Source organism: Sneathiella aquimaris (assembly GCF_026409565.1).
Taxonomy (GTDB): Bacteria; Pseudomonadota; Alphaproteobacteria; order Sneathiellales; family Sneathiellaceae; genus Sneathiella; species Sneathiella aquimaris.
Window position 1 is genome coordinate 2,279,833 of the sequence record NZ_CP112881.1, and the last position, 22,841, is coordinate 2,302,673.

Below are 22,841 nucleotides of genomic sequence, written 5' to 3' on the forward strand. Positions count from 1 at the left end.
TCAGTTCTTCAGAGTAGTGATCGCATAATCAATGTCAGACCTTTTTCAGACGCCAAAATCAGAAACTTCCGATTATTCAGCAAAGGATATTGAGGTTCTCGAAGGGTTGGAGCCTGTCCGTAAACGCCCTGGCATGTATATTGGCGGCACGGATGAACGGGCCCGGCATCATTTGGCTGCCGAAGTCCTCGACAATTCCATGGACGAAGCTGTGGCCGGTTTTGCAACCCGCATCGATGTTGAACTCTTTGCCGACGGGTCTCTTTGCATTCGCGATAATGGCCGAGGCATACCGATCGACCCGCACCCGAAATACAAAGATAAATCTGCTCTGGAAGTTATTCTGACGACCCTGCATTCGGGCGGTAAATTTTCCAACAAAGTATACCATACAGCCGGTGGCTTACATGGTGTGGGTGTTTCTGTCGTCAACGCGCTTTCTTCCAAAACGATTGTCGAGGTTGCGCGCGATAAGGTTCTTTGGCGGCAGGAATATTCTCGTGGTTTACCACAAACCCCACTTGAAAAAGTCGGCGCCGCCCCCAATCGCCGAGGCACGTCCATCCATTTTCATCCGGACGAAGAGATTTTCGAAGCAGGTACGGCCTTGCGCCCAAACCGGCTTTATAAACTGGTCAGGTCCAAAGCGTATTTGTTCCGCGGTGTAGAAATTCGCTGGAAAGCCGCGTCTGAGCTGATTAAAGATGAAACCCCGGCAGAGGCGACCCTTCATTTTCCGGGCGGATTGTCGGACTTTCTATCGGCCACGATAGAAGGCCGTCAAACAGTAACAGCGGAACCCTTTTCCGGACGGGTCGAAATCGAAGGTGATCGGGGCCGTGTTGAATGGGCAATTGCTTGGCCAGCTGACAACATTTCTTTTTTGAATTCATATTGTAATACAGTTCCAACACCAGAAGGTGGCACCCACGAGGCCGGTTTCCGTATGGCACTTGTGCGCGGTCTGAAAGCATACGGCGAACTTATTAACAATAAAAAAGCGACCCAGATTAATGCCGATGATATTCTGAACGGCGCAACCTCGGTTTTGTCGGTTTTTATTCCGGAACCGCAGTTCCAAGGGCAGACGAAAGAAAAACTGGCGACGCCGGAAGCATCTCGTGTGGTTGATCTTGCCATCAAAGACCATTTTGATAATTGGCTCGCCTCTGCCCCGGATCAGGCAAATAACCTGCTGACCTGGATTATCAACAAATCTGAAGAAAGACTGCGCCGCCGGGCAGAGAAAGAAACAAGTCGTAAAACCGCGACAAGCCGCATAAGGCTGCCAGGAAAACTGGCCGACTGCTCCCAAAATGGGAAAGAAGGCAGCGAACTGTTTATTGTGGAGGGTGACAGTGCGGGCGGCTCTGCCAAACAAGGGCGCAATCGGAAAACGCAGGCTATTTTGCCATTGCGCGGTAAAATCCTGAACGTCGCGTCCGCTGTTTCTTCAAAAATCAAGGCAAACCAGGAACTTTCCGACCTGATGCAGGCCTTAGGCTGTGGCAGCCGCGACAAGTATCGTGAGGAAGACCTTCGGTATGACAAAGTCATCATCATGACGGATGCGGACGTTGACGGCGCGCATATCGCATCGCTGCTTATGACGTTCTTTTATCAGGAAATGCCTCAGCTAATCACGGATGGCCATTTATATCTGGCCCAACCTCCCTTGTACCGGATCAGCCAGGGTGCGAAGACGTTGTACGCCATGGACGATCCGCACCGTGAAAAGCTGTTGGCAACGGAATTTACGGGCCGCGGGAAAATCGATATCAGCCGATTTAAGGGTTTGGGGGAAATGCCACCAGCCCAATTAAAAGAAACCACAATGAACCCGGAAAAAAGAACGCTATTAAAAGTGCAGGTTCCGATGGAAGAATATGCAGAAACGTCTGAGCGGGTTGAAAGCTTGATGGGCAAAAAACCAGAACTACGCTTCACATTTATTCAGGAAAATGCCCGTTTCGCGGATAATCTGGATATCTAGCGCGGCGCAGTACAGCGTCGTTTTCAAGACCCTGTAACAACAGTTTGAACGGCGGAGGCCACGGCTGGTATCAGTTGTGGTTTTCCTGTGTCGCTATGATAATTGGTTTGGGCTCTGCCGTGGAGAAGATCAAGGATAATATGCGGTGCATTTTCACCATCAATAGCCGGTCGATCCAACGGCTTACGCGAGAAAAACCGCCCTTCCCTTGCGCCCATTTCCTCTGCCAGCAGCGGCCCCAGTCCAAACAGGATTGCACCATAAATCTGCGCCCGAACCTGCCCAACGAACTCAACACGTCCACATTCTGCAACACAAAGAATTTTTTTAATCTTCAGGACCTCGCCCTCAAGTGACACGTCGGCAACCTGGCCAAAAACACATCCATTTTGTTCAATCAGCGCAACCCCGGCGGAGGCTGAAAAAAATTCATTCTCCAGCTCGCCTTTTAATGTTTCAAGCCGGTCCAAAACGGTTTTATGCCGGATTGACGTGGGTTTCAGGCGTGATTTACGAAATGAAATCGGATCCACCTGTAATGATGCCGCCCTGCGATCCATCAGGCTTTCAATACTATAAGGATTATCAAACCGCCCCATCGTGGTCCAAAACCAGGTAAGTACAGCACTGTCCCGCCCAAGATCATCAATTTCATCTGCTGACAGGGAATAAGGGCATGCCTGCTGGGGGAAATGTTTAAAGACATATGCCGACAGGTCACTCTGATCCGCTTGACTATTGCCGTTTTCGTTTTTTTCAGGTGTATATGATCGTAACGTTGTCACTGTAGCCTACCCTCGCCCTCGTCCGGTTTGTTGCGCCAAAGCTTTGCAAAAGGGAAGATCCCATTTGACCTTCCTAATGCATTAAACCGGCTTTGCTCGTTATTCCGTCGCAATAAATCGTTGAGCGCATCTCCATCAAGTCATGGATCACTTTTATCAAAGACGTTTGAACAGATCAGTGGCAATTAATACAATTGGTAAAGAATTAAGCGGGATATAAGACCTGTGATCAGCTTGTCCAGCTTAACCATTCACGAAACAGAGTATTGACCTCAAACGGGCGCTCCATCGACGGCAGGTGGCCACATTCGGCAATCAGATGAAATTCTGCGTCTGGAATGGCATTGGCCATTTTTTCTTGCAGATCCGGGGAAATCAAGGCGTCTTCATTCCCTGAGATAACGATAGTTGGGCATACGATTTTACCCAGTTCAGCGTTCCGATCCTTTCGGTTCATGATTGCCGTTTCCTGACGGATGAACCCTTCCTGACCGATATCTTCAGCCATCTGATAAATCCGCGAGGTCAAAGCATCATCCTGAAAACGACTTGGATGGATCAACATCGGCAACAGACTTTCAGTCACGCCTTTAAAGGTTTTACCCCGTTGAACGAGCCGAATGAAATCTTCACGGCGCTTCCGGTCTTGCGGAGAGTCCGCATCTGCGCGAGTATCCACCAAAGCAAGATGCGTCACCCTGTCTGGTGCCTGAAGCACAATTTCGAGTGCAATATAACCGCCCATACTGAGCCCTGCGAGCGCAAATTTTTCTGGTGCATCCTTTAAAATCCTGTCCGCAATAAGCGAAATATCATCATCCAGATGATGCTTCGGAATTGAAACGTCGGAAATGTCGGATAACGCCTGAATCTGATCACGCCAGAGTTCATCCGTGCATAACAGGCCAGGAATTAAAATCAGGGGATGTTTATCACTCATACTGCCAAAAACTTTCGCTTAAACAGGTTCAAATAAAAAATTAACCATAATAAAAGAACGAATTACTTACTTCATATCGAATAATCACGTAACTTCAAAGTCACCATTTTGAAACAATTTCGCTTTATATTGCTTCTGGAACACTTGGAAATCCTTGAAAAATAGAGGAAACGTTTGACAGGGCAGGTTATTTCACTAAATTGCCTTTTTGTTTTAAGCATTTTAAAATATTGGTGGTAGCGCTTTACGCATGACTTTTGCAAATCTAGGCTTGAGCCCTGAAGTTCTAAAAGCAGTTGAAGATTCTGGTTATAACACCCCTACTCCTATCCAGGAAAAAGCGATCCCGGTCGTTTTGATGGGACGGGACGTGTTGGGAACAGCACAAACCGGAACCGGTAAAACTGCAGGCTTTACACTTCCAATGATTGACATTCTGGCATCCGGACAGACAAAAGCCCGCATGCCTCGCTCACTCATTCTTGAGCCAACCCGCGAATTGGCGGCCCAAGTCTCAGAGAACTTTGAAAAGTATGGCAAATACAGCAAACTTTCCATGGCATTGCTTATTGGCGGCGTCTCGTTCGCCGATCAGGAAGCAAAACTGGACAAGGGCGTTGATGTGCTGATCGCAACACCAGGCCGTCTGCTGGATCATTTCGAACGGGGCAAAGTCCTGCTCAATGGTGTTAAAACCCTTGTGATTGACGAAGCTGATCGCATGATGGATATGGGTTTCATCCCGGATGTCGAGCGGATTGTCTCTTTAATGCCGCCCATACGCCAGACATTGTTCTTTTCTGCAACCATGTCAAAAGATATGCGCAAACTCGCTGATCAATTCTTGATGAACCCTAAAGAAATTGAAGTTGAAGCCCCTTCTTCTGCGGCGCTCACTGTAACGCAGGGGTTGGTCACCGTTAATAACAAAAATGAAAAACGGCCGGCTTTGCGCAAAATGCTGGCAGAAGAAAACGTGAAAAACTCGTTTATTTTCTGCAATCGGAAAAAAGACGTGGATATCCTTTTGGGATCCCTGACAAAACATAAATTTAATGCCGGTGCACTTCATGGCGATATGTCCCAGTCTCACCGGATGGAAACTCTAGAAAAATTTAAAAGCGGCGAGATTCGGCATTTGGTCTGTTCTGATGTCGCCGCCCGCGGTATCGACATTTCAAATGTCAGCCATGTTTTCAATTTTGACGTTCCTATTCATTCAGAGGATTATGTTCACCGGATTGGTCGTACGGGCCGTGCCGGTCAGGAAGGCCACGCCTTCACACTCGCCACTAAAATGGACAAGAAATATCTTGCTGCCATCTACAAAACCATTGGTCGGGAAATCCCAGCCATTGAAATTGACGGTATGGATGAGATTGCTGAGGAAGCGCGTGAAATCGAAAGCCGTTCCAAACGCGTCTCAAAAGACGATGGCCCTAAACGCCGTGGTCGAGGTCGCCAGCAATCAAATGCGCCGGTAGAAAAAACCGATAGCGCGAATGCCAAACCGGAAAATGATGATTGGAAGTCAAAAAAGAATACGCGTCCAAAACGTTCGCGATATTCCAAGGACGAAGACGACGTCCCTGTCATGGGATTGGGCGAACATGTTCCCGCCTTCTTCAATATTCCTTTCCGGAAACCAGCCACCAAATAAAAAGAGAGGCTTCGGCCTCTTTTTTTTGCCCAATTCAGTCTGATTTTCAGACAATAAGGTTGTGTTTGGGCCGTTCAAAGAACTGTAGTATGCTTTCAGGCATGTTGCATTAGGATTAATCTGAAAGGGATCTTACAGTGAAAACAATCTTTATCATGGTCAAATGCCAGCTTGGAAAAGCCTATCATGTGGCGAATGAAGCAGTGGAAAAGGTTGAGAAGGTCTCCGAAGTATATTCTATTTCGGGAGACTATGATCTGATGATGAAGTGTTATCTCGATGACGATCAGGATATCGGTCATTTTGTAAACGAAGAGATTCAAACGCTGAACAACATCAAAGACACTTTTACTATGATCACCTTCAAGGCCTTTGCCTAAATCCTCTCACCCCAACCGTTGAACCTTTAACAGGGAACCTTTCAGAGATTCTCTGTTAAAGAAGTGTGTGCGGCGATCAAAACGAACCTTAAAAATGCATATTAATATTCCTAATATAATTAAATAAAAGAAACTTTATTATTACGATATTATAATAATAACCAGAATCGGTTACTAAAACACACCTATAACAAGAAAATATACACTTCCTTATCCCAATATACCTAGTACTCACACTAGAAATACGACAGTTTGTAACATTTTTATATGTTAGGTAATACGAATTAACGCGTTGGTAAGTATTTTGTTGTCTTTTAGGGGCCAGTAAAGAACCCCTCGTAAAATGAATTTTAAAGGACATAGCCGTGAGAATGGACGATAGCTTTAAAAAAGCTTCTCTCAACGCTTTAAAAACCATGGCATTGCTTGATGACCGGCAAATCAAGAAAGTTCCGCAGAACTATACGATTTGGTACGAATATCTAAGTGAAGAAAACCCGGCCATTAAAGAAGCTGTTAACAGGCTGATGAAAGAAAACGGCAAATTCTCGGAAGAGGTCGCCAATCAGATTTACAATGAGTTCTTCTCTCATGAAAAAGAGGGAAAAGCCATTCGTGAGACCAATAAACTTGTCCAAAAATCCATGGAAGCCGTCCTGAGAGAGATCAGGGCCTCGTCAACCGGGCTTGAAGCATATGGAAACAAGTTGGAGAATTTTGCGGATAACGCGAATGACATGACCTCCGACGATTTTACGACAATCGTGCAGCAGATCATCGGTGAAACCCGAGATATGTCGCAGCGGTCCTTTCACCTTAATGAAAGCCTGAGTAAAGCGTCTGCTGAGATCGACGAATTAAGAAAACGTCTCAAAAATGTTGAACAGGAAGCATTGACAGACCCACTAACCGGCATTGCCAATCGCAAGCGTTTTGATCGCGAACTTCAGGTTGCTTCTTTGCATGCGAAGGAAAACCAGTCCAAGCTTTGCCTGATTATGTCAGACATTGATCATTTCAAGCTGTTCAATGATACCCATGGCCATTTGTTTGGCGATCAGGTCCTAAGGCTGGTTGCCCATACGCTCAACAATGAAATTGAAGAGACGGCTACGACCGCACGTTACGGCGGGGAAGAGTTTGGTATCATTCTGCCAAACACATCGATAGCAAACGCCATTCAGATTGCGAATAAACTCCGTAAAAGCGTGTCGTCGAAAAAACTTGTGAAACGCAATTCAGGGGATGATGTCGGACGGATCACCATGTCCTTTGGTGTTGCTCAGTTTGATCATCGGGAACATCCGACCAACCTGGTCTCTCGTGCAGACGATGCGTTATACAATGCCAAAGCAAGTGGACGTGATCAGGTTAAGTTCGAAATGCCGGAACTGGCCTCTGCATAATTCTTTTTTATTCGAATTCTCAACAAAAACAGCTACCCTCGGGCTAGCTGTTTTTTTATTACCCAAAACGATACAAAAATCACAACATTACCGATAATTTTGTGTTATTTAGACAATGAATAAATACAGAAGATCGGGAAAAGGGAGAGATAAATAATGACAACGAGCGACCATACCTACAAAACAATCCGTCTTGATCTCAGTGAAAAAGTGGCAAAAATCACTTTGAATCGCCCAGAAAAACTGAACGCTTTCAGCGTCGAGATGCATGAAGAACTCAGGGCGATCATGCCAATCCTTGAAAGTGATGACGTCAGATGTGTGCTTATTACAGGGGAAGGCCGGGCGTTCGGCGCGGGTGCCGACCTCAGCGATGACGACACGAACGATGCTGGCGATACTCTTGAAAAGAATTATAACCCGTTGATCCGGTTTCTGCGCAACCTGGACAAGCCGGTCATTTCTGCGGTGAACGGGATTGCAGCAGGCGCAAGCATGTCCCTCGCCCTTGCTGCCGATATCTGTCTGGCTGCGCGCTCTGCGTATTTTTTACAGGCCTTTTGCCATATCGGCCTTATACCAGATGCGGGAAGCACCTATTTTCTGCCGCGCCTGGTCGGATCCGGAAAAGCAATGGGGCTTGCCATGCTCGGTGATAAAGTTCCTGCGGAAGAAGCCGAAAGGCTTGGCCTGATCTGGAAAGTTTATGACGATGATGCGCTCATGAACGAAGCTGAATTGCTGGCTAAAAAGATGGCGTCCGGCCCTACCCTTGGCTTTGCATATATAAAACAGGCAATGAATGCCAGCCTTTCCAACACACTGGATCAGCAACTGGATGTTGAACGCGACCTTCAAAGCAAGGCAACAAAGACATCTGATTTTGCAGAAGGTGTTGCCGCTTTCACGGAAAAACGGCCCGCGACCTTCAAGGGGAAATAATTAAGTGACAGATATTCCAGAACTTGGTCCACAGGAAGTTGCGAATGCAGTTTCCGAAACCATGTACAAAAAAGATAAAGCAGCTCAACATCTTGGCATTGCACTGAAGTCCATCAGTCCTGGCGAGGCAACCATGACAATGCGCGTTACAGATGAAATGTTGAACGGGCATAACATCTGCCACGGGGGTTATGTCTTTACTTTGGCAGACACCGCTTTTGCTTACGCGTGTAATGCTTATAATCAGAGCACGGTGGCCCAGGGAGCACAGATTGATTTTCTGAGACCCGTGGCACCGGACAGCCTGCTTACTGCCACTGCTATTGAAAGATCGCGGTCTCGGCAGACAGGTGTTTATGACATAACTATAACGGATCAGGATGATCGGACCGTCGCTTTGTTTCGTGGGAATTCCCATACAATAAAGGGGCAGATGATCCCTGGCCTTAATGCCAATAAAGAAGAAGAATGAAAATGAAAAACGTTTTTATCTGCGATGCTATCAGAACCCCAATCGGCCGTTACGGCGGCTCACTTTCTTCTGTTCGTACAGACGATTTGGGTGCGATCCCCCTAAAAGCACTGATGGACCGCAACGCCAATGTCGATTGGACGAAAGTCGATGATGTCATTTATGGCAATGCCAATCAGGCTGGTGAGGACAACCGGAATGTCGCCCGCATGGCCTCGTTACTGGCAGGTCTTCCGCAAGACGTCCCAGGCTCCACGGTAAATCGCCTGTGTGGATCAGGTTTGGATGCCACGGCCTCTGCCGGTCGCCAAATCATGACAGGAGAAGCCCAACTGACGATATCAGGGGGTGTTGAAAGCATGAGCCGCGCTCCTTTTGTTATGGGTAAAGCAACGACAGCTTTTTCCAGAAATGCTGAAATTTTCGACACAACAATCGGTTGGCGTTTCGTCAATAAATTGATGAAAGAAAAATACGGTACAGACAGTATGCCTGAGACGGCCGAAAATGTAGCCGATGACTTTGGTGTAAATCGGGAAGACCAGGATCTATTTGCGCTTCGCAGTCAGGAAAAAGCAGCGCAGGCACAGGCCAACGGGAACCTGGCAGAAGAAATTGTTGCTGTCAGCATCCCGCAACGTAAGGGCGATGCCATTATCGTTGATAAGGATGAGCATCCGCGGGCAACTTCCCTCGAAAAACTAGGCGCACTGAGACCAATTGTCCGCCCTGACGGGACCGTTACGGCCGGGAATGCATCGGGTGTCAATGATGGCGCCTGCGCGTTGTTGTTGGCCTCTGAAACGGCAGCAAAAGATTTTGGCCTGACCCCTAAAGCCCGGATCATTGCGACGGCTACAGCCGGTGTCGCACCGCGCGTAATGGGAATTGGTCCGGCCCCTGCGTCGAAAAAAGCGCTGGCCTTGGCAGGTCTTTCGATTTCAGACATGGATGTAATCGAATTGAACGAAGCCTTCGCCGCACAAGGACTGGCGGTCACCCGTGAGCTTGGCATCGCTGATGATGACCCCCGGGTTAATCCGCAAGGCGGCGCAATCGCGCTTGGTCACCCACTGGGAATGTCCGGCGCCCGTCTTGCGACAACAGCAATGTATCAATTGCAAAGAACAGGTGGCAAATACGCTTTATGCACAATGTGCATTGGCGTCGGCCAAGGAATTGCCATGGTTATAGAAAGGGTCTGATAAAAGACCCAGGTTACAAATATCGGAGGAAAAATGTCACGCTTAACACCGCCGCGAAAATCAGATCTTGATCCGATCGAGATTGCAAGTCGCGACGAAATAACAGATCTGCAAACGACCCGTTTGAAATGGTCAGTATCCCACGCCTATGAAAATGTGGAATTGTTCCGAAAACGGTTTGATCAGGCAGGCGTGCATCCCGATGATATTAAATCTCTCGAAGATCTTGCCAAACTGCCCTTCTGTAACAAGCAGGATCTTCGGGACAATTATCCCTTTGGCATGTTTGCCGTCCCCCGCTCTGAAGTTGTTCGACTTCATGCCTCCTCCGGGACAACGGGGCGCGCAACTGTCGTCGGATACACAAAAAATGATATCGACAACTGGGCCGATCTTGTTGCCCGTAGCATTCGCGCCTCGGGTGGCACCCGGGACCATATGGTTCATGTGACCTATGGGTATGGACTGTTTACTGGTGGTCTGGGCGCCCATTATGGTGCTGAACGTTTAGGATGTACGGTTGTCCCCATGTCCGGCGGACAAACCGAACGTCAGGTTCAAATCATTCAGGATTTTCAGCCTGACATTATAATGGTCACCCCCTCCTATATGATGGCACTGGCAGAAGAATTTGATCGACAAGGCATTGACCCCCGCAGCTCATCCCTGAAAGCTGGGATTTTCGGCGCCGAACCCTGGAGTGAAGCCATGCGCGACCAAATCGAAAGCCGATTTGATATCGATGCATTGGATATCTATGGCTTATCGGAAGTCATGGGCCCTGGTGTTGCAAATGAATGTCTCGAAACAAAAGATGGCTTGACCCTTTGGGAAGACCATTTTTACCCGGAAATTATTGACCCTGAAACCGGCGTTGTTTTGCCTGATGGTGAACAGGGAGAGCTGGTCTTCACCTCCCTGACAAAAGAAGCGTTCCCGGTTATTCGCTATCGAACGGGCGACCTGACCCGGTTGCTACCCGGCACCGCCCGGTCCATGCGGCGCATTGAAAAAATCACCGGCCGCGCCGATGATATGCTGATCATTCGTGGGGTTAATCTTTTCCCAAATCATGTTGAAGATCTTGTTGTCGCCACGGACGGGCTAACGGCTCATTATTTGATTGAGGTTACCCGTGAAGGTATTCTGGACGAACTGACGGTCAAGGTGGAACGTGATCCCACAAAAAACACAGATGAAAGCGCCGCGGCCTACCTTCAAAAGCGAATTAAAGGTGTTCTTGGGGTTTCCACCAAAGTCGTCATCTGTGAACCCGGCGAAATTGAGCGTTCCGTTGGCAAGGCGAAACGCGTTATAGATCACCGAAAACTTTGAGCGAAGGGCCAATAATGAGCCAGAATTTCAGTGGTTTTTCTGAGGATTTCCAAGTTTTCTTCAAGGAACTCAAAGAAAATAATAATCGGGACTGGTTTGCAGCCAACAAAAAACGCTATCAGGATATCGTTCAATATCCAATCAGTGATTTTGTCGCCGATCTAGGCCCTAAACTGGAAGAAATTGCCCCTTGTTATGTGGCCGATCCCAGACCAAACCGGGGGTCCATGTTCCGCATTTACAGGGACATACGCTTCTCCAAGGATCAACGCCCTTATAAAGATCACGCGGCCTGCCAGTTTCGTCATCAGGCGGGAAAAAATGCCCACGCACCCGGTTTTTACATTCATCTTGCTGACGATGGTGTTCATTACGGCGGCGGTATCTGGATGCCACCCTCTCCAAAACTGGCGCTCATCCGGCAGGCAATCGATGAAAATCAGGATAAATGGCTTTCCATTACGCAGGATGAAACATTTTTAAAAACCTTTGGCGCCCTAAATTCGGAGGGTGCCTTAAAGCGTCCGCCAAAAGGCTTTTCAGAGGACCACCCTCTGATTGACGATTTGAAGAAAAAATCCTTTTTCGCCATGCATCGTGCGCCAGCCGCCAATTTACAAAAGGCATCCCTTGTGGATGATGTGATTGAAACCTATGAAAAAGCGGTTCCCCTGATGCGGTTTTTAACCAACGCCGTTGGTTTACCCTTTTAGGTTTTCGTCTTTTTTGTCGCCTGACCATCCTGTGCATAACTAAAATTTCGCCCTGTTTAAATCTACTTACGAGTTATTAATAATTTTCCTCTAAGTTGAGGATCAGGACATTAATTGCGTAAGGAGTGGTATCATGATGAATGTTGTTGAATTTCAGCCAGAGTCTGCTGTCGATCTATACAGCACGGCCCATTACATGATCATGCACCAAGGAGAAAACGCTGTTGAGCTTCTGGACGACGAGGCAAACAGCCTTCGTCAGCTAGGCGCAGAAGACGAGCTAAACGCTTGCCTGCATCTGCTGCGCGTTGTCAAAGAACTGATCCAGATGGAATATAAAGGTCCTATTCACTAAAAAAGCGGCCCTGTTTCCAAGTCCGCTTTTTTATTCGATCAGGTGGGTTTCGGGGAAGAAACACCAGCTTTCGATCAGTTCTTAAGCACAACACGCCCTACGACATTTCCTTTTTGAAGATCTGTCAGCGCATTATACGCTTCGTTCATTGGGCGTTCATCCAAAGTAAGGGCATTCAATTTGCCCGCTTTGGCAAGCTCCATTAATTCATGCATCTCGGCAAGGCTTCCGACCATGGAACCTTCAATCCCGATTGCCTTAATGGGAAACATGGGAAGCGGAAGAGAAAAATTCCCACCGAACAAACCGACGATCACCAATCTGCCTGCTTTTGCCAGAATGCTGGCGCCAAATCGGGCACTGCTTTCTGCACCCACAAAATCAATGGCCGCATTGACGCCGCCATCTGTCAGGCGCATGATTTCCTTGAACTGATCCCGGTCATTTGGATCAAACGCTGCTTCTGCACCGGCATCAAGGCCTGCCTGGCGTTTCTCTGGATCAATATCGGCAACATATACTTTTGCGTTGGTCACTGATTTGACAATGGCCATACCCGCCAGCCCGACACCGCCACAACCAATGATCATCAATGTGCCATTATCAGCCAAAGGTTTTACCTTTTTAATCGCGCTATACGCGGTCAAACCCGAACAGGTGTAGGTACAAGCAAGTTCTTTAGGAAGATCACCATAATCCAGAAGATATTTTTCATGTGGCACAAGCAAATGATCGCTATATCCGCCGTCCACATCAACGCCCAGTGCCCGCGGGCGATTACACAGATGACCGTTCCCGGCGTCGCAAGTTGGACATTCATCACAACCGATCCACGGATAGACAACATGTTGCTCGCCAACCTTGACGGACGTCACATCGGGACCAACCGCAACAACCTCTCCTACAATTTCATGTCCAAGAGTAAAAGGGAGTTTGCGCTTCCCTTTAATATCTAGTTTCTTGTCTCCTCCAAGGCCGAAATATCCCTCCCAAATATGGATATCACTATGGCAAACTCCACAAGCTGAAATTTTTATAAGAACCTGTCCCCCGGCGACAGACGGCTCTGCGGCTACATTTTCAACCAGTTCTTCGCCATATTCCTCGAATTGATAGCTTTTCATTATTATTGCCCTTTTTTATAATGTCAGATAAGAATCATTCCGACTTTTTTTTCTTCTTGTTGTCAGCATACCCAATACAACATTTGAGGGAAAGACCTAGTTCCATCTCCCGATCGTTTCAGGGAGAATTCAGTAGCTTAATCTGTTTCTAATTTCTGGTTTTCTTTTACAAGAATGCCAGTAAGCGTTTTCTCTTGTATGGCCCCCATACACCTTATCGAACACACAAGCTGAATAAGCAATCGAACAACAGGCAGAGCATTGTATGGCTGAAAATCTTAGTATTACACAGTTGAGAACCTTTTTATGGGTCGCAACACTGGCAAGTTTTAACAAAACTGCGGAAAAAATGAACACGACACAGCCAGCCATTTCCTCGCGTATTGCCAAGCTTGAGGAAGTTTTGGGTGCCCGTTTGTTCGACCGCGATACAGGCAACATACAGATTACACCAGCCGGAGAAGCCCTTCGCCCCTATGCAGAAAACATAATTGCAACAGCAGAGCAACTTCCCGTCATTGTGCAAGGAGATGTATCCAGTTCTGGTCGTATTCAAATGGGAATTACCGAATATGCCGTCGCAACCTGGTTTCCTGAATTTTGGGAAAGTCTTTCAACAGTTTTTCCAAATGTCCAAATACAGCTTCATGTGGATGCTTCCCGTAACCTGCAAATTGGACTTGAAAAAAAATCACTGGATGTTGCGTTCCTGATGGGACCTGTTCAGGACCATCGGATCAATAATCTGGATTTTGCCACCTATAAACAATCCTGGGTCGCCGCACCCTCCACCGGATTACGCAATGACCTCCCCTATAATCTTGTTGATCTGAAAAAATACCCGTTGATTACCGGCGCCAAACTCTCTCAACAGTATCTGGAAGTATCGGGGCATTTGAAAAAGAACCGTCTCGATCAGTTGACCCTTTTCCCGTGTAATTCGTTTGTTGCCACCATGGAGCTTGCCAAGCAAGGCGTTGGTATCGGAATATTGCCTGAACATTATACGGATCAGGAAGTTGCAAAAGGCTCCTTGATCCGACTGACATGCGACTGGACACCGGCGCCCCTCATTTTTACGGGCTCTTACACAGATGGCCCCAATTCAGAGCTGACCAAAAAGCTTATAAATTTCGCTAAATCACTGATATGAAAAAGGCCGCTGAAATAGCGGCCCTTTTCTTTAAATTTCACTTTCTTAATTCCTTGTGAGTGCCATCGCACAAGGGTTGCTTCGACGTCTTCTTGCAAGTGCAAAAATAAGCAAAACCATCTTTTTTGGCTTCATATTGAACGGGTGTAAACTCGGTTCCACTGTGAGAGCCATCGCAAAAAGGTTGCTTGCTTGAACGACCACAAGCACACCAAAAATAGGTCTTTCCTTTTTTTACATCAACGACTGCCGGGGCCGTTCCTGCTACTAATGGTTCACTCATCGCACACTCCAGAAATTTTATATTTTTTCGCGGTTATGGCGGGCACTCAAATCCATCAACGGTCCCATTGGCACTACCCGCGTTGGGTTGATTGTATCATGACTTTCGTAATAATGCTTTTTGATATGGTCCATATGAACCGTTTGGGCAATATTTGGACGTTGATAAAGATCCCGCAGATAATTGGACAAATTGGGATAGTCGGCAATACGCTTCAGGTTACATTTAAAATGTCCGACATAAACCGGATCAAATCGCACGAGTGTCGTAAACAAACGCCAGTCGGCTTCGGTCAGGCGATCACCGGTCAGATACCTTTGCCTGGAGAGTTTTTCCTCTACCCAATCCAGTGTTTCAAATAACGGAACGACCGCTTCATCATAGGCTTCCTGCGTTGTTGCAAAACCGGACCGGTAAACACCATTATTCAGGGTTTCATAAATCCGTTCGTTAATGGCATCGATTTCAGATCGAAGATCTTCCGGATAATAATCACCTTCCAAAGCACCAACCTGGTCAAAGGCCGAATTAAACATCCGAATGATTTCAGAGGATTCATTGGACACAATTGTATTCAACTTTTTGTCCCACAGAATAGGAACCGTAACCCGACCAGAATATTTCGGATCGGCTGCTGTATACACCTGATGCAAGAATTCTGCACGGTGGATCGGATCCTGCACGACACCTTCTGCTTCCTTAAAAGTCCAGCCATTTTCTGCCATATACCAATGTACGACGGAAAGGCTGATCATCTTTTCCAGGCCTTTCAAGGCTCTGAAAATAACGGTCCGGTGCGCCCAAGGACACGCATGTGAGATATATAAATGGTAGCGGTCAGCCTCAGCTTTAAACCCGCTCTCACCGCTGGGGCCTGCAGTCCCATCAGGCGTCACCCAGTTTCTGAAAGCAGACTGTTTTCGAACAAACCGACCTTTGCTGGATTTTGTGTCATACCACTGATCGACCCAAACACCTTCCTGAAGTAAACCCATATTCGTCGCTCCTAAAATTTATTTGACTGATAATCATGAAAGGCCTGCATGACCTCGGCTCGCGTATTCATCACAAAAGGGCCGCCTCTGGCGACAGGCTCTTTTATCGACTTCGCGGCAACAATCAGAAAACGGGCACCGGTGTCAGAAGCTTGAACGACTGCGTCTCCAGTATCACTCAGAATGCCAAGCGTGCCTTTAATTAGGGGCGCCTTCTGCTCTCCCACCAGGGCACGCCCTTCAATCACGAAGATAAAGGCAGAATGATCGGCCTTAATGAACTGTTTAAAAGTCTCGCCTGCAGGCAACGTAACATCCATAAAAGTGGGGGTTGTATTTTCGTTGGTGACGGGCCCAACCGTATGGTCAGCAAGCTCACCTGCTACCAGGCGGACCGTTCCGCCATTCTCAAGGGTCACCAGCGGAATACTTTCTGGCGGGAACTCCTGATACCCTGGGGCTGTCATCTTTTTCGATGCAGGTAAGTTGACCCAGAGTTGAAACCCTTTTAACAGGCCATTTTCCTGTTCAGGCATTTCAGAATGAACAATCCCGCGCCCGGCAGTCATCCACTGAACGCCGCCCGGAACTATCACACCTTCATTGCCTGCATTGTCCTTGTGGCGCATTTTTCCAGCGAGAAGATATGTGACTGTCTCAAAACCCCGATGCGGATGGGATGGGAACCCGCCAATATAATCATCTGGTTGATCGCTTTCAAAAACGTCCAGCAGTAGGAAAGGGTCCAGCATTTCAAGTTCCGGTGATCCAATAATCCGGGTCAATTTGACACCATCACCGTCAGAGGCCGGGATGCCTTCTGATTGATAAATGAGCCTGCGTGTCTGTTTTTTCATGGTTCGTCTATCTCCAACCGATGCCAAGGGATGCGATAAACATAATATTTCTTATAATCAGAATAAATATAAGATATTGAAAAATACTGTTCTATATTTTAGAACAATAAAATGGGACAATTTGAAGATATGTCACTGTTCATCCGCATTGCGGACACGGGCAGCATTACAGAAACCGCCTACCAGCTGAATATTGCGAAATCGGCTGTCAGTCGGCGCCTTATGAATCTGGAAGACCGTCTTGGCGTCCAGCTGCTGAACAGAACCACTCGCAAATCCAGCCTGACGGAGGCCGGGAGGCGGTTTTACCGTCAATCTCAGGTCATACTGTCCGATATGGATGAATTATCCAATTCAATGCAACAGCGCACCACAGAATTATCAGGAACCCTTAAAGTTGCGGTGCCGTTATCTTTTGGTCTGATGCATCTGTCAAAAGCGGTCATTAAATTCTCTGAGTTGCATCCTGAACTGGACATTGATCTGAATTTTGCAGACCGACAGGTTGACTTGGTGGAGGAAGGGTTCGATCTGGCGCTTAGGATTGCTGATCTAGCAGACTCGTCCCTCGTTGCCCGTAAGCTCACGACTATTCGCCACACTTTGAGTGCCAGTCCTTCATATCTTGAAAAGCACGGGGTTCCTGAAAGCTTTCACGATTTAAAAAACCACTCCTTACTCAAATATTCCAGTCCAACGGGCTTAACGCATTTTCTGATGGATGGAGATGGCAACCGTCATGAAATTAAAGGTAAAACAATCATGACTGCCAACAACGGAGACTTTTTAAGGCAAGCTGCTGTTGAAGGCTGCGGTCTGGTTTTTGGGCCAACCTTTATTGTCTGGAAGGACATTCAGGCAGGATCCTTGATCCCTGTCCTTCAAGAGTATGAATATTTGGAATTAGGGGCATTTGCCGTTTACCCACAAACCCGCTTTTTATCCGCACGCGTCCGACAATTTATAGACTTTCTGGTCGATTATTTTGGCCCGGAACCCTATTGGGATGCCGCTATTCCCTAGCTGACCCGGATCGCCATTCCACCGTCTACCATCAATTCCGCCCCATTTGTATGGCGGGCTTCATCGGAGGACAAAAACAGAATAGAACGGGCGACATCATCGGGCTCTCCAGCGCCGCCATAACCTTTCACCTTCTCAAATTCACGCCAGCCTGCGACGGGATCGCCACCGCCCATTTGGCTCATCAATTCATCCCCCATGGCCGTTTTGATCGGGTTTGGATGAACCGAATTACACCGGATGGGGTAACCTTGGTATAAACAATGACTGGCGACAGATTTGGTAAGATGAGCGACCGCGGCTTTTGAGGCGCCATAGGAAATCAGGTTTGGTGTCGATTGGTTTGCCGCCACGGACGCGATATTAACGATCACACCGCCCTTTTCCTTCATATGCCTGACCGCCGTCTGACATCCCAGAAAGACGCCTTCCACATTCACACTATTCACGGCCCTCCAATGGGCGAGGTCCGTCGTCATAAGCGTTTGCGTAGGAGCGGTTTTCAGCAATCCAGCATTATTCACAAGTATATCGATCCGGCCAAATTGTTCGATAGTCTGTTCGAAAACAGACTTCCATGCATCTGGTGACGTCACATCATGCGACAAGAACATGGCACCTGCTTCCAGCGCGTTTAATGCAGCCTTTCCAGCCTCTGCATTTTTGTCCGTGACGACAATCTTTGCGCCTTCAGCCTGAAACAATTTTGCTGTCGCCAGACCAATCCCACCGGCACCGCCCGTTATAAGGGCTACTTTCTGATTTAACCGTCCCATACTCTCCCCTTATTTATTCTGTGTTCAGAAGAGAGTAGAATCAATTCCGCTTGAAAACAATCAATAGCGCTGACCACCTTCAGGCGGAGCGTAGTTTTCTGTGATGACTTTTTTCCATGCCAGATCTGTCGCGAAATCACCCGGTTCGCGGAAATCAATGCCACGGCGCTTCAAATCCGCAGAGAAAATATCTCGAACTCTTTCCGCCGTCAGATCGTCCGAATGATCGTCATAAATCGCAGCCAGCCGTTCATCTTTAAAGCAATGGGCTTTCCAAAGAATTGAGATCCGCACCTGTCCATAATCGAATGACGCCCGCGTTTCCCCGCCCTCTTTTACATGCCACTGATCATCCGGTCCCAATTCCAGCAAAGCGTCGTAGCGAATATCATCATATTTTCCATGCTCTGACGCGGGTCCGATAGCGCCCACTCGATGGAACATATATTCGTTATCGGCCAGTACACATCGGTTGGTAAATGGTGGGCTTTCAGTCAAGGACGGATGATCCAACCCATCCGGCCAATATTCAAACTCACCCCCTTCGCCCTCATAAAACCAGGTAACGGCGGACGCGATGGGAATTGCCCAATCCTGAAACAGGTTGGAGTACCGCATGGGCGTCAGCATCCAGCTGGGAACTTCTTTATTTTCAGCGCCCCGATAAAATGGCAGGTCCAGATGAAACGGCGCCCCTGCCGCTGGCAAATTCAGATTTGTCATCATGGCAACCGGTCGAATGACCTCCGCCCTGTAGGTTTCTTTTGCGGCATCGATAAAACGCTGGTTATTGAAATACGGCTCCGCCCCCTTAAAAACAACTTTACCACCCAGCGCCCAGAAATTTCGGAACCACCCCCCTGTCGTCTCTCCTACATTTCTGTGAACGGCAGCCAGTGTTTTATAAGGGCCGCCTTTGCGAATAAGCTTTTCTATTCCTTCCGGATTATCAAAAGCCGGCTCCATAGCGACTGGCTTGGTAAGAAATTGATCACTGCGTAATTTGACTTGTGGTTTCATTATTATTATCCGTCAAAAAATTAATAAGGTTTATCTCCAGAAACAGTTGTTCTGTTAATCACACGATAGGCATCTGGTGGTAGGGTTCGCGTCGTTGCCCGGTGCATCAGGCAACGATTATCCCACATCGCCATATCCCCCTTTTCCCAATTTAGGCTAAATTTGAACCTGTCTTGCAGACAATGCTCATACAGGGCGTCAAGGATCGGTTGGCCCTCTTTTTCAGTAAGGCCCTTTATTTTTTGTACAATTCCAGGAAAAGAAAAGATTGATCGGGTGCCCGTTTCAGGATGCGTTCGCACGATAGGATGAACGACCTCTGGTGTTGCGGCCAGTTGGGTTTTTGATAGCGTTACTGATGTACCTTTATCCTTTGATTTATTCGACCGGTAAGCATGGATGGCAAATCGGTCCTTAATTTTCTCCCGCAAATTATCCGGTAACGCCTCAAAGGCCGCCTGCATATCAACAAATTCTGTATCGGCCCTAATGTCCGGAATTTCTTTTGCATGTAGAATTGTCGCCTTGGCCGGACACTCGTTATAGGACAAGTCAGAATGCCAATAAGACCCTCCATCCGCCGCCCCGAGTGGATTTCCATTGGCATCTTTTCGATTGCTCAATCTGAAAATTTCGGGATACAGCGGGTGATTAAACTGGGAAATAACATGTATTTCCAAAGACCCAAACTGTTTGGAAAATTGAATTTGTTCCGGCTCAGACAGGTTCTGATTTTTAAATACCAACAGTTTATGGCGGAGAAATGCACGATTAACTGCGTCCTTCAATTGTTGATCAAAAGGAGTCGCCAAGTCAATTCCCCCAACTAAGGCGCCTGCCACTGGACCAAGTCTTTCAGTACTAAACAGATAATCGTGCATCGTCTCACCTTCAGACCGCTTTATGAAATACAAAATCAGTCTTCTTTTAATTTATGAGGTGAAATCAAATCGATCAAACGACTAATTCTTGCTCAAGGGTAAGAAAATGTTATGCTTCCATTAAAATACTTGTGGATTATCAATGCAACGTAAACTTCCCCCGCTCAACCAGGTTCGCTCCTTCGAAGCTGCGGCCCGCCATCAGAGTTTCTCTGTTGCGGCCAGCGAATTGGGAGTTACAGCCGCCGCAATCAGCAGTCTTGTAAAATCTCTGGAAGATTTTTTAGGGGTTCTCCTGTTTCACAGAGGCGCAAGCCATATCCGTCTGACACAATCGGGAAAGCGATATCTGTTACGCTTGACACCAGCCCTTGACGATATTGCAATTGCCACAGCGGAAGTGACGGGAGACTGGAGGAACAGTTTTACCATCGCAGCGTTTCCATCTGTCGCCCAGCGCTGGCTTATTCCAAATTGGGCTGAATTCAAAAATGAGAACCCCGAACACACCATTCACATAAAAACCGTTCTTACGGCACCGCGCAGCAATCAGGACGATATCGACGCTGCGATCCGGGTCAGGCCACCTGATGATACAACGATGATCTGGGACAAAATTCATGACGACGAATTGATACCGGTCTGTCATCCCAAATTTGCTGACGCTCACCCTGCAACAGTACAAAGCTTAATAACCCTTCCCCGACTGAAAGTAAGGACACGGCAAACAGACTGGGTAAACTGGTTTCGCCATATGGATATTGACTATGATCCGGTCCTGTTGCGCGATGACCCGGAATTTCATGACCTTCCCATGGCGATTGCTGCGGCTGTTCAGGGAATGGGGATTGTCATTGCCATCAAAAGCCTGATCCAACCCGAACTCAGTTCTGGTCTGCTGGTTCCTTTCATGAAAGATACAGCCCGGATGCTGTGCCCCTTTTACCTGACCTACCCACCGGACAAGGCCCATCATCCGTCCTTGCAGGCCTTTCATCACTGGATTTTGAACAGTAAAACAAATCAAATGTGACGGCGGGGGGATTGCTCTTGTAAAAAGGGGAGCCTAATATCGGGCCTGCTTATCTCTTTTTATCCTCCTTCTGAATTGGTCCCTGCCAATGCCACCTTCCTTCAGTACAGCCTCTCAACAGGGGGTTTCATCAACAGACTATCTGGATAGCCGGTATTCATGGGTCCGTTTGTTTGTGTCTGTCTTGCTTGCGACCCTTGGTAGTGGCGGGATGTGGTCGATCATTGTCATTCTTCCTCAGGTCCAGGACGAATTCGGAATTAACAGAGGGGAAGCCTCCCTTGCCTTTACGGCTGTGATGATCGGTTTTGGTCTTGGAAACCTGATTGTTGGAAGACTGGTGGATCGATTTGGTATTTTCATCCCGCTCTTGCTGTCCTGCCTGTTAATCTCTGGCGGTTTTTACCTGTCTACGGTGGTCAGTAGTTTCTGGTTGTTCTCGGTCATTCAGGGCACGATGATTGGCCTGGGAACCTCGACCCTGTTTGGCCCCCTGATGTCAGATATTTCCCACTGGTTTTTTAAAAGACTGGGGATCGCAATCGCAACAGCGGCCAGCGGCAATTATTTTGCCGGCTGTTTTTGGCCATTATTTATAAAGGATATCGTTGCAACAGAGGGCTGGCGAGAGGCGTATAGCCTCGTTTCCATTATTCTGTTGGCAACAATGCTGCCATTGGCGATGATGTTAAGAAGAAAGGTTCCTTCAAAGATCCCTACTGCCAGTGCCGCAGACCAGCCCACTCAAACCATGAGGGGGAAAACCGACCTTCAACCGAATATGTTACAAGGTTTGCTGGTTATTGCGGGGATTGGGTGTTGCGTTGCCATGTCAATGCCTCAGGTTCATATCGTGGCCTATTCTGATGATCTGGGATATGGGATTGAGCGAGGTGCGGAAATGCTTTCCCTGATGCTCGCCGGTGGTATTGTAAGCCGCCTTGCGTCAGGATTCCTCGCAGATTTATTTGGTGGTATCAAAACCCTCCTTCTTGGATCCGTTCTACAGTGTATCGGCCTGATCCTTTATATGCCATTTGATGGGTTAATGGCCCTATATATCATTTCTTTCATTTTTGGCCTGTCCCAAGGGGGGATTGTCCCAAGTTACGCCATCATTGTCCGTGAATATTTACCGGCCCACGAAGCTGGACAGCGTGTAGGGCTGGTTATTCTGGCGACGGTCGCAGGGATGGCTCTTGGTGGATGGCTGTCTGGCCTGATTTATGATCTGACGCAATCCTACCGGGCAGCGTTCATTAACGGCATTGGCTGGAATTTGCTCAATATTGGCATTATGACATTCGTTTTGTGGCGGTCTCGCCTGACATTACAGCCCGGCTAACCTGCAACCAGCCAGAACAGGGGCGCATATTATTGCGTCCTGTTCTGGGTTTCTGCAAAAAGGGTGATCTTACCGACACGCCTCCTGTTTTTTTGAGAAATTACAGGCAAGCCTACACCCCTTATATTGTCACGATTTTTAACAAAAAAAATCCTCTTTCTACGG

Annotated in this window: 23 protein-coding genes; 14 read left to right on the plus strand and 9 right to left on the minus strand. The window is 47.6% G+C overall.

From position 1 onward, the window contains the following. The first annotated feature begins 31 nt into the window (after nucleotides 1-31). Entirely contained in the window at nucleotides 32-1,993 is a 1,962-nt protein-coding gene (parE, locus tag OIR97_RS10825; protein WP_169545639.1) for a DNA topoisomerase IV subunit B, read from the plus strand. A gap of 23 nt (nucleotides 1,994-2,016) precedes the next feature. Here parE and OIR97_RS10830 read toward each other — a convergent pair whose 3' ends face one another. Further along, entirely contained in the window at nucleotides 2,017-2,778 is a 762-nt protein-coding gene (locus OIR97_RS10830; protein ID WP_169545640.1) for a molybdopterin-dependent oxidoreductase, read from the minus strand. Between the two features lie 229 nt (nucleotides 2,779-3,007). Next, nucleotides 3,008-3,718 carry an alpha/beta fold hydrolase gene (locus tag OIR97_RS10835; protein WP_169545641.1) on the minus strand — a complete coding sequence of 237 codons (711 nt, stop codon included), beginning with the start codon at nucleotides 3,716-3,718 and terminating at the stop codon, nucleotides 3,008-3,010. Nucleotides 3,719-3,968: 250 nt separating this feature from the next. Between OIR97_RS10835 and OIR97_RS10840 the strand changes: the two genes are divergently transcribed. The 9 genes from OIR97_RS10840 to OIR97_RS10880 all read left to right on the plus strand — a co-directional run bounded on the left by OIR97_RS10840 (nucleotide 3,969) and on the right by OIR97_RS10880 (nucleotide 12,186). Then, complete coding sequence (locus OIR97_RS10840; protein ID WP_169545642.1) at nucleotides 3,969-5,378, plus strand: DEAD/DEAH box helicase; 1,410 nt, start codon at nucleotides 3,969-3,971, stop codon at nucleotides 5,376-5,378. Between the two features lie 137 nt (nucleotides 5,379-5,515). Then, the gene (locus tag OIR97_RS10845) at nucleotides 5,516-5,758 is read left to right on the plus strand and encodes an Lrp/AsnC ligand binding domain-containing protein (protein WP_169545643.1); all 243 of its coding nucleotides are present in this window, start codon (nucleotides 5,516-5,518) and stop codon (nucleotides 5,756-5,758) included. A gap of 371 nt (nucleotides 5,759-6,129) precedes the next feature. Further along, nucleotides 6,130-7,164 (plus strand): GGDEF domain-containing protein, encoded by a 1,035-nt coding sequence (locus tag OIR97_RS10850; protein ID WP_169545644.1) that lies wholly within the window; start codon nucleotides 6,130-6,132, stop codon nucleotides 7,162-7,164. 156 nt (nucleotides 7,165-7,320) lie between these two features. Further along, nucleotides 7,321-8,106 carry an enoyl-CoA hydratase-related protein gene (locus OIR97_RS10855; protein WP_169545645.1) on the plus strand — a complete coding sequence of 262 codons (786 nt, stop codon included), beginning with the start codon at nucleotides 7,321-7,323 and terminating at the stop codon, nucleotides 8,104-8,106. A 4-nt stretch (nucleotides 8,107-8,110) separates the two neighbouring features. Continuing rightward, a complete protein-coding gene (gene paaI, locus OIR97_RS10860) occupies nucleotides 8,111-8,578 on the plus strand; it encodes a hydroxyphenylacetyl-CoA thioesterase PaaI (RefSeq protein WP_219821731.1) in 468 nt (155 codons plus the stop codon). A gap of 2 nt (nucleotides 8,579-8,580) precedes the next feature. Next, nucleotides 8,581-9,783 (plus strand): 3-oxoadipyl-CoA thiolase, encoded by a 1,203-nt coding sequence (gene pcaF / locus OIR97_RS10865; protein WP_169545646.1) that lies wholly within the window; start codon nucleotides 8,581-8,583, stop codon nucleotides 9,781-9,783. Nucleotides 9,784-9,816: 33 nt separating this feature from the next. Next, entirely contained in the window at nucleotides 9,817-11,118 is a 1,302-nt protein-coding gene (paaK, locus tag OIR97_RS10870; protein ID WP_169545647.1) for a phenylacetate--CoA ligase PaaK, read from the plus strand. Between the two features lie 14 nt (nucleotides 11,119-11,132). Next, nucleotides 11,133-11,831 carry a DUF2461 domain-containing protein gene (locus tag OIR97_RS10875; RefSeq protein WP_169545648.1) on the plus strand — a complete coding sequence of 233 codons (699 nt, stop codon included), beginning with the start codon at nucleotides 11,133-11,135 and terminating at the stop codon, nucleotides 11,829-11,831. Between the two features lie 133 nt (nucleotides 11,832-11,964). After that, the gene (locus OIR97_RS10880) at nucleotides 11,965-12,186 is read left to right on the plus strand and encodes a hypothetical protein (protein ID WP_169545649.1); all 222 of its coding nucleotides are present in this window, start codon (nucleotides 11,965-11,967) and stop codon (nucleotides 12,184-12,186) included. A gap of 74 nt (nucleotides 12,187-12,260) precedes the next feature. On the opposite strand, the gene OIR97_RS10885 is transcribed toward OIR97_RS10880, so the two are convergent. Further along, nucleotides 12,261-13,310: an alcohol dehydrogenase gene (locus tag OIR97_RS10885; protein ID WP_169545650.1), complete on the minus strand. Its 1,050-nt coding sequence runs from the start codon at nucleotides 13,308-13,310 to the stop codon at nucleotides 12,261-12,263. Nucleotides 13,311-13,575: 265 nt separating this feature from the next. Here OIR97_RS10885 and OIR97_RS10890 point away from each other — a divergent pair, with 265 nt between their 5' ends. Next, on the plus strand, nucleotides 13,576-14,463 hold the full coding sequence (locus OIR97_RS10890) for a LysR family transcriptional regulator (RefSeq protein ID WP_169545651.1): 888 nt from the start codon (nucleotides 13,576-13,578) through the stop codon (nucleotides 14,461-14,463). Nucleotides 14,464-14,500: 37 nt separating this feature from the next. Here OIR97_RS10890 and OIR97_RS10895 read toward each other — a convergent pair whose 3' ends face one another. Genes OIR97_RS10895 through OIR97_RS10905 form a run of 3 tightly spaced genes read right to left on the minus strand, consistent with a single transcriptional unit; the run spans nucleotide 14,501 to nucleotide 16,598 of the window. Next, nucleotides 14,501-14,746 carry a CDGSH iron-sulfur domain-containing protein gene (locus OIR97_RS10895; protein ID WP_169545652.1) on the minus strand — a complete coding sequence of 82 codons (246 nt, stop codon included), beginning with the start codon at nucleotides 14,744-14,746 and terminating at the stop codon, nucleotides 14,501-14,503. 17 nt (nucleotides 14,747-14,763) lie between these two features. Beyond that, complete coding sequence (locus OIR97_RS10900) at nucleotides 14,764-15,741, minus strand: glutathione S-transferase family protein (protein WP_169545653.1); 978 nt, start codon at nucleotides 15,739-15,741, stop codon at nucleotides 14,764-14,766. A gap of 11 nt (nucleotides 15,742-15,752) precedes the next feature. After that, nucleotides 15,753-16,598: a pirin family protein gene (locus tag OIR97_RS10905; RefSeq protein ID WP_169545654.1), complete on the minus strand. Its 846-nt coding sequence runs from the start codon at nucleotides 16,596-16,598 to the stop codon at nucleotides 15,753-15,755. Between the two features lie 111 nt (nucleotides 16,599-16,709). On the opposite strand from OIR97_RS10905, the gene OIR97_RS10910 reads away from it, so the two are divergent. Beyond that, entirely contained in the window at nucleotides 16,710-17,621 is a 912-nt protein-coding gene (locus OIR97_RS10910; protein ID WP_169545655.1) for a LysR family transcriptional regulator, read from the plus strand. On the opposite strand, the gene OIR97_RS10915 is transcribed toward OIR97_RS10910, so the two are convergent. From OIR97_RS10915 to OIR97_RS10925, 3 genes are read right to left on the minus strand one after another with little or no spacing between them, the layout of a single operon-like run. Continuing rightward, nucleotides 17,618-18,397 (minus strand): glucose 1-dehydrogenase, encoded by a 780-nt coding sequence (locus OIR97_RS10915; RefSeq protein WP_169545656.1) that lies wholly within the window; start codon nucleotides 18,395-18,397, stop codon nucleotides 17,618-17,620. The genes OIR97_RS10910 and OIR97_RS10915 overlap by 4 nt on opposite strands. Nucleotides 18,398-18,457: 60 nt before the next feature. Further along, complete coding sequence (locus tag OIR97_RS10920; protein ID WP_169545657.1) at nucleotides 18,458-19,417, minus strand: hypothetical protein; 960 nt, start codon at nucleotides 19,415-19,417, stop codon at nucleotides 18,458-18,460. A 20-nt stretch (nucleotides 19,418-19,437) separates the two neighbouring features. Continuing rightward, nucleotides 19,438-20,298: a TauD/TfdA dioxygenase family protein gene (locus OIR97_RS10925; RefSeq protein ID WP_169545658.1), complete on the minus strand. Its 861-nt coding sequence runs from the start codon at nucleotides 20,296-20,298 to the stop codon at nucleotides 19,438-19,440. 142 nt (nucleotides 20,299-20,440) lie between these two features. Here OIR97_RS10925 and OIR97_RS10930 point away from each other — a divergent pair, with 142 nt between their 5' ends. After that, on the plus strand, nucleotides 20,441-21,331 hold the full coding sequence (locus tag OIR97_RS10930; RefSeq protein ID WP_169545659.1) for a LysR substrate-binding domain-containing protein: 891 nt from the start codon (nucleotides 20,441-20,443) through the stop codon (nucleotides 21,329-21,331). 88 nt (nucleotides 21,332-21,419) lie between these two features. Beyond that, nucleotides 21,420-22,676 (plus strand): MFS transporter, encoded by a 1,257-nt coding sequence (locus OIR97_RS10935; protein WP_169545660.1) that lies wholly within the window; start codon nucleotides 21,420-21,422, stop codon nucleotides 22,674-22,676. Nucleotides 22,677-22,841: the final 165 nt, after the last annotated feature.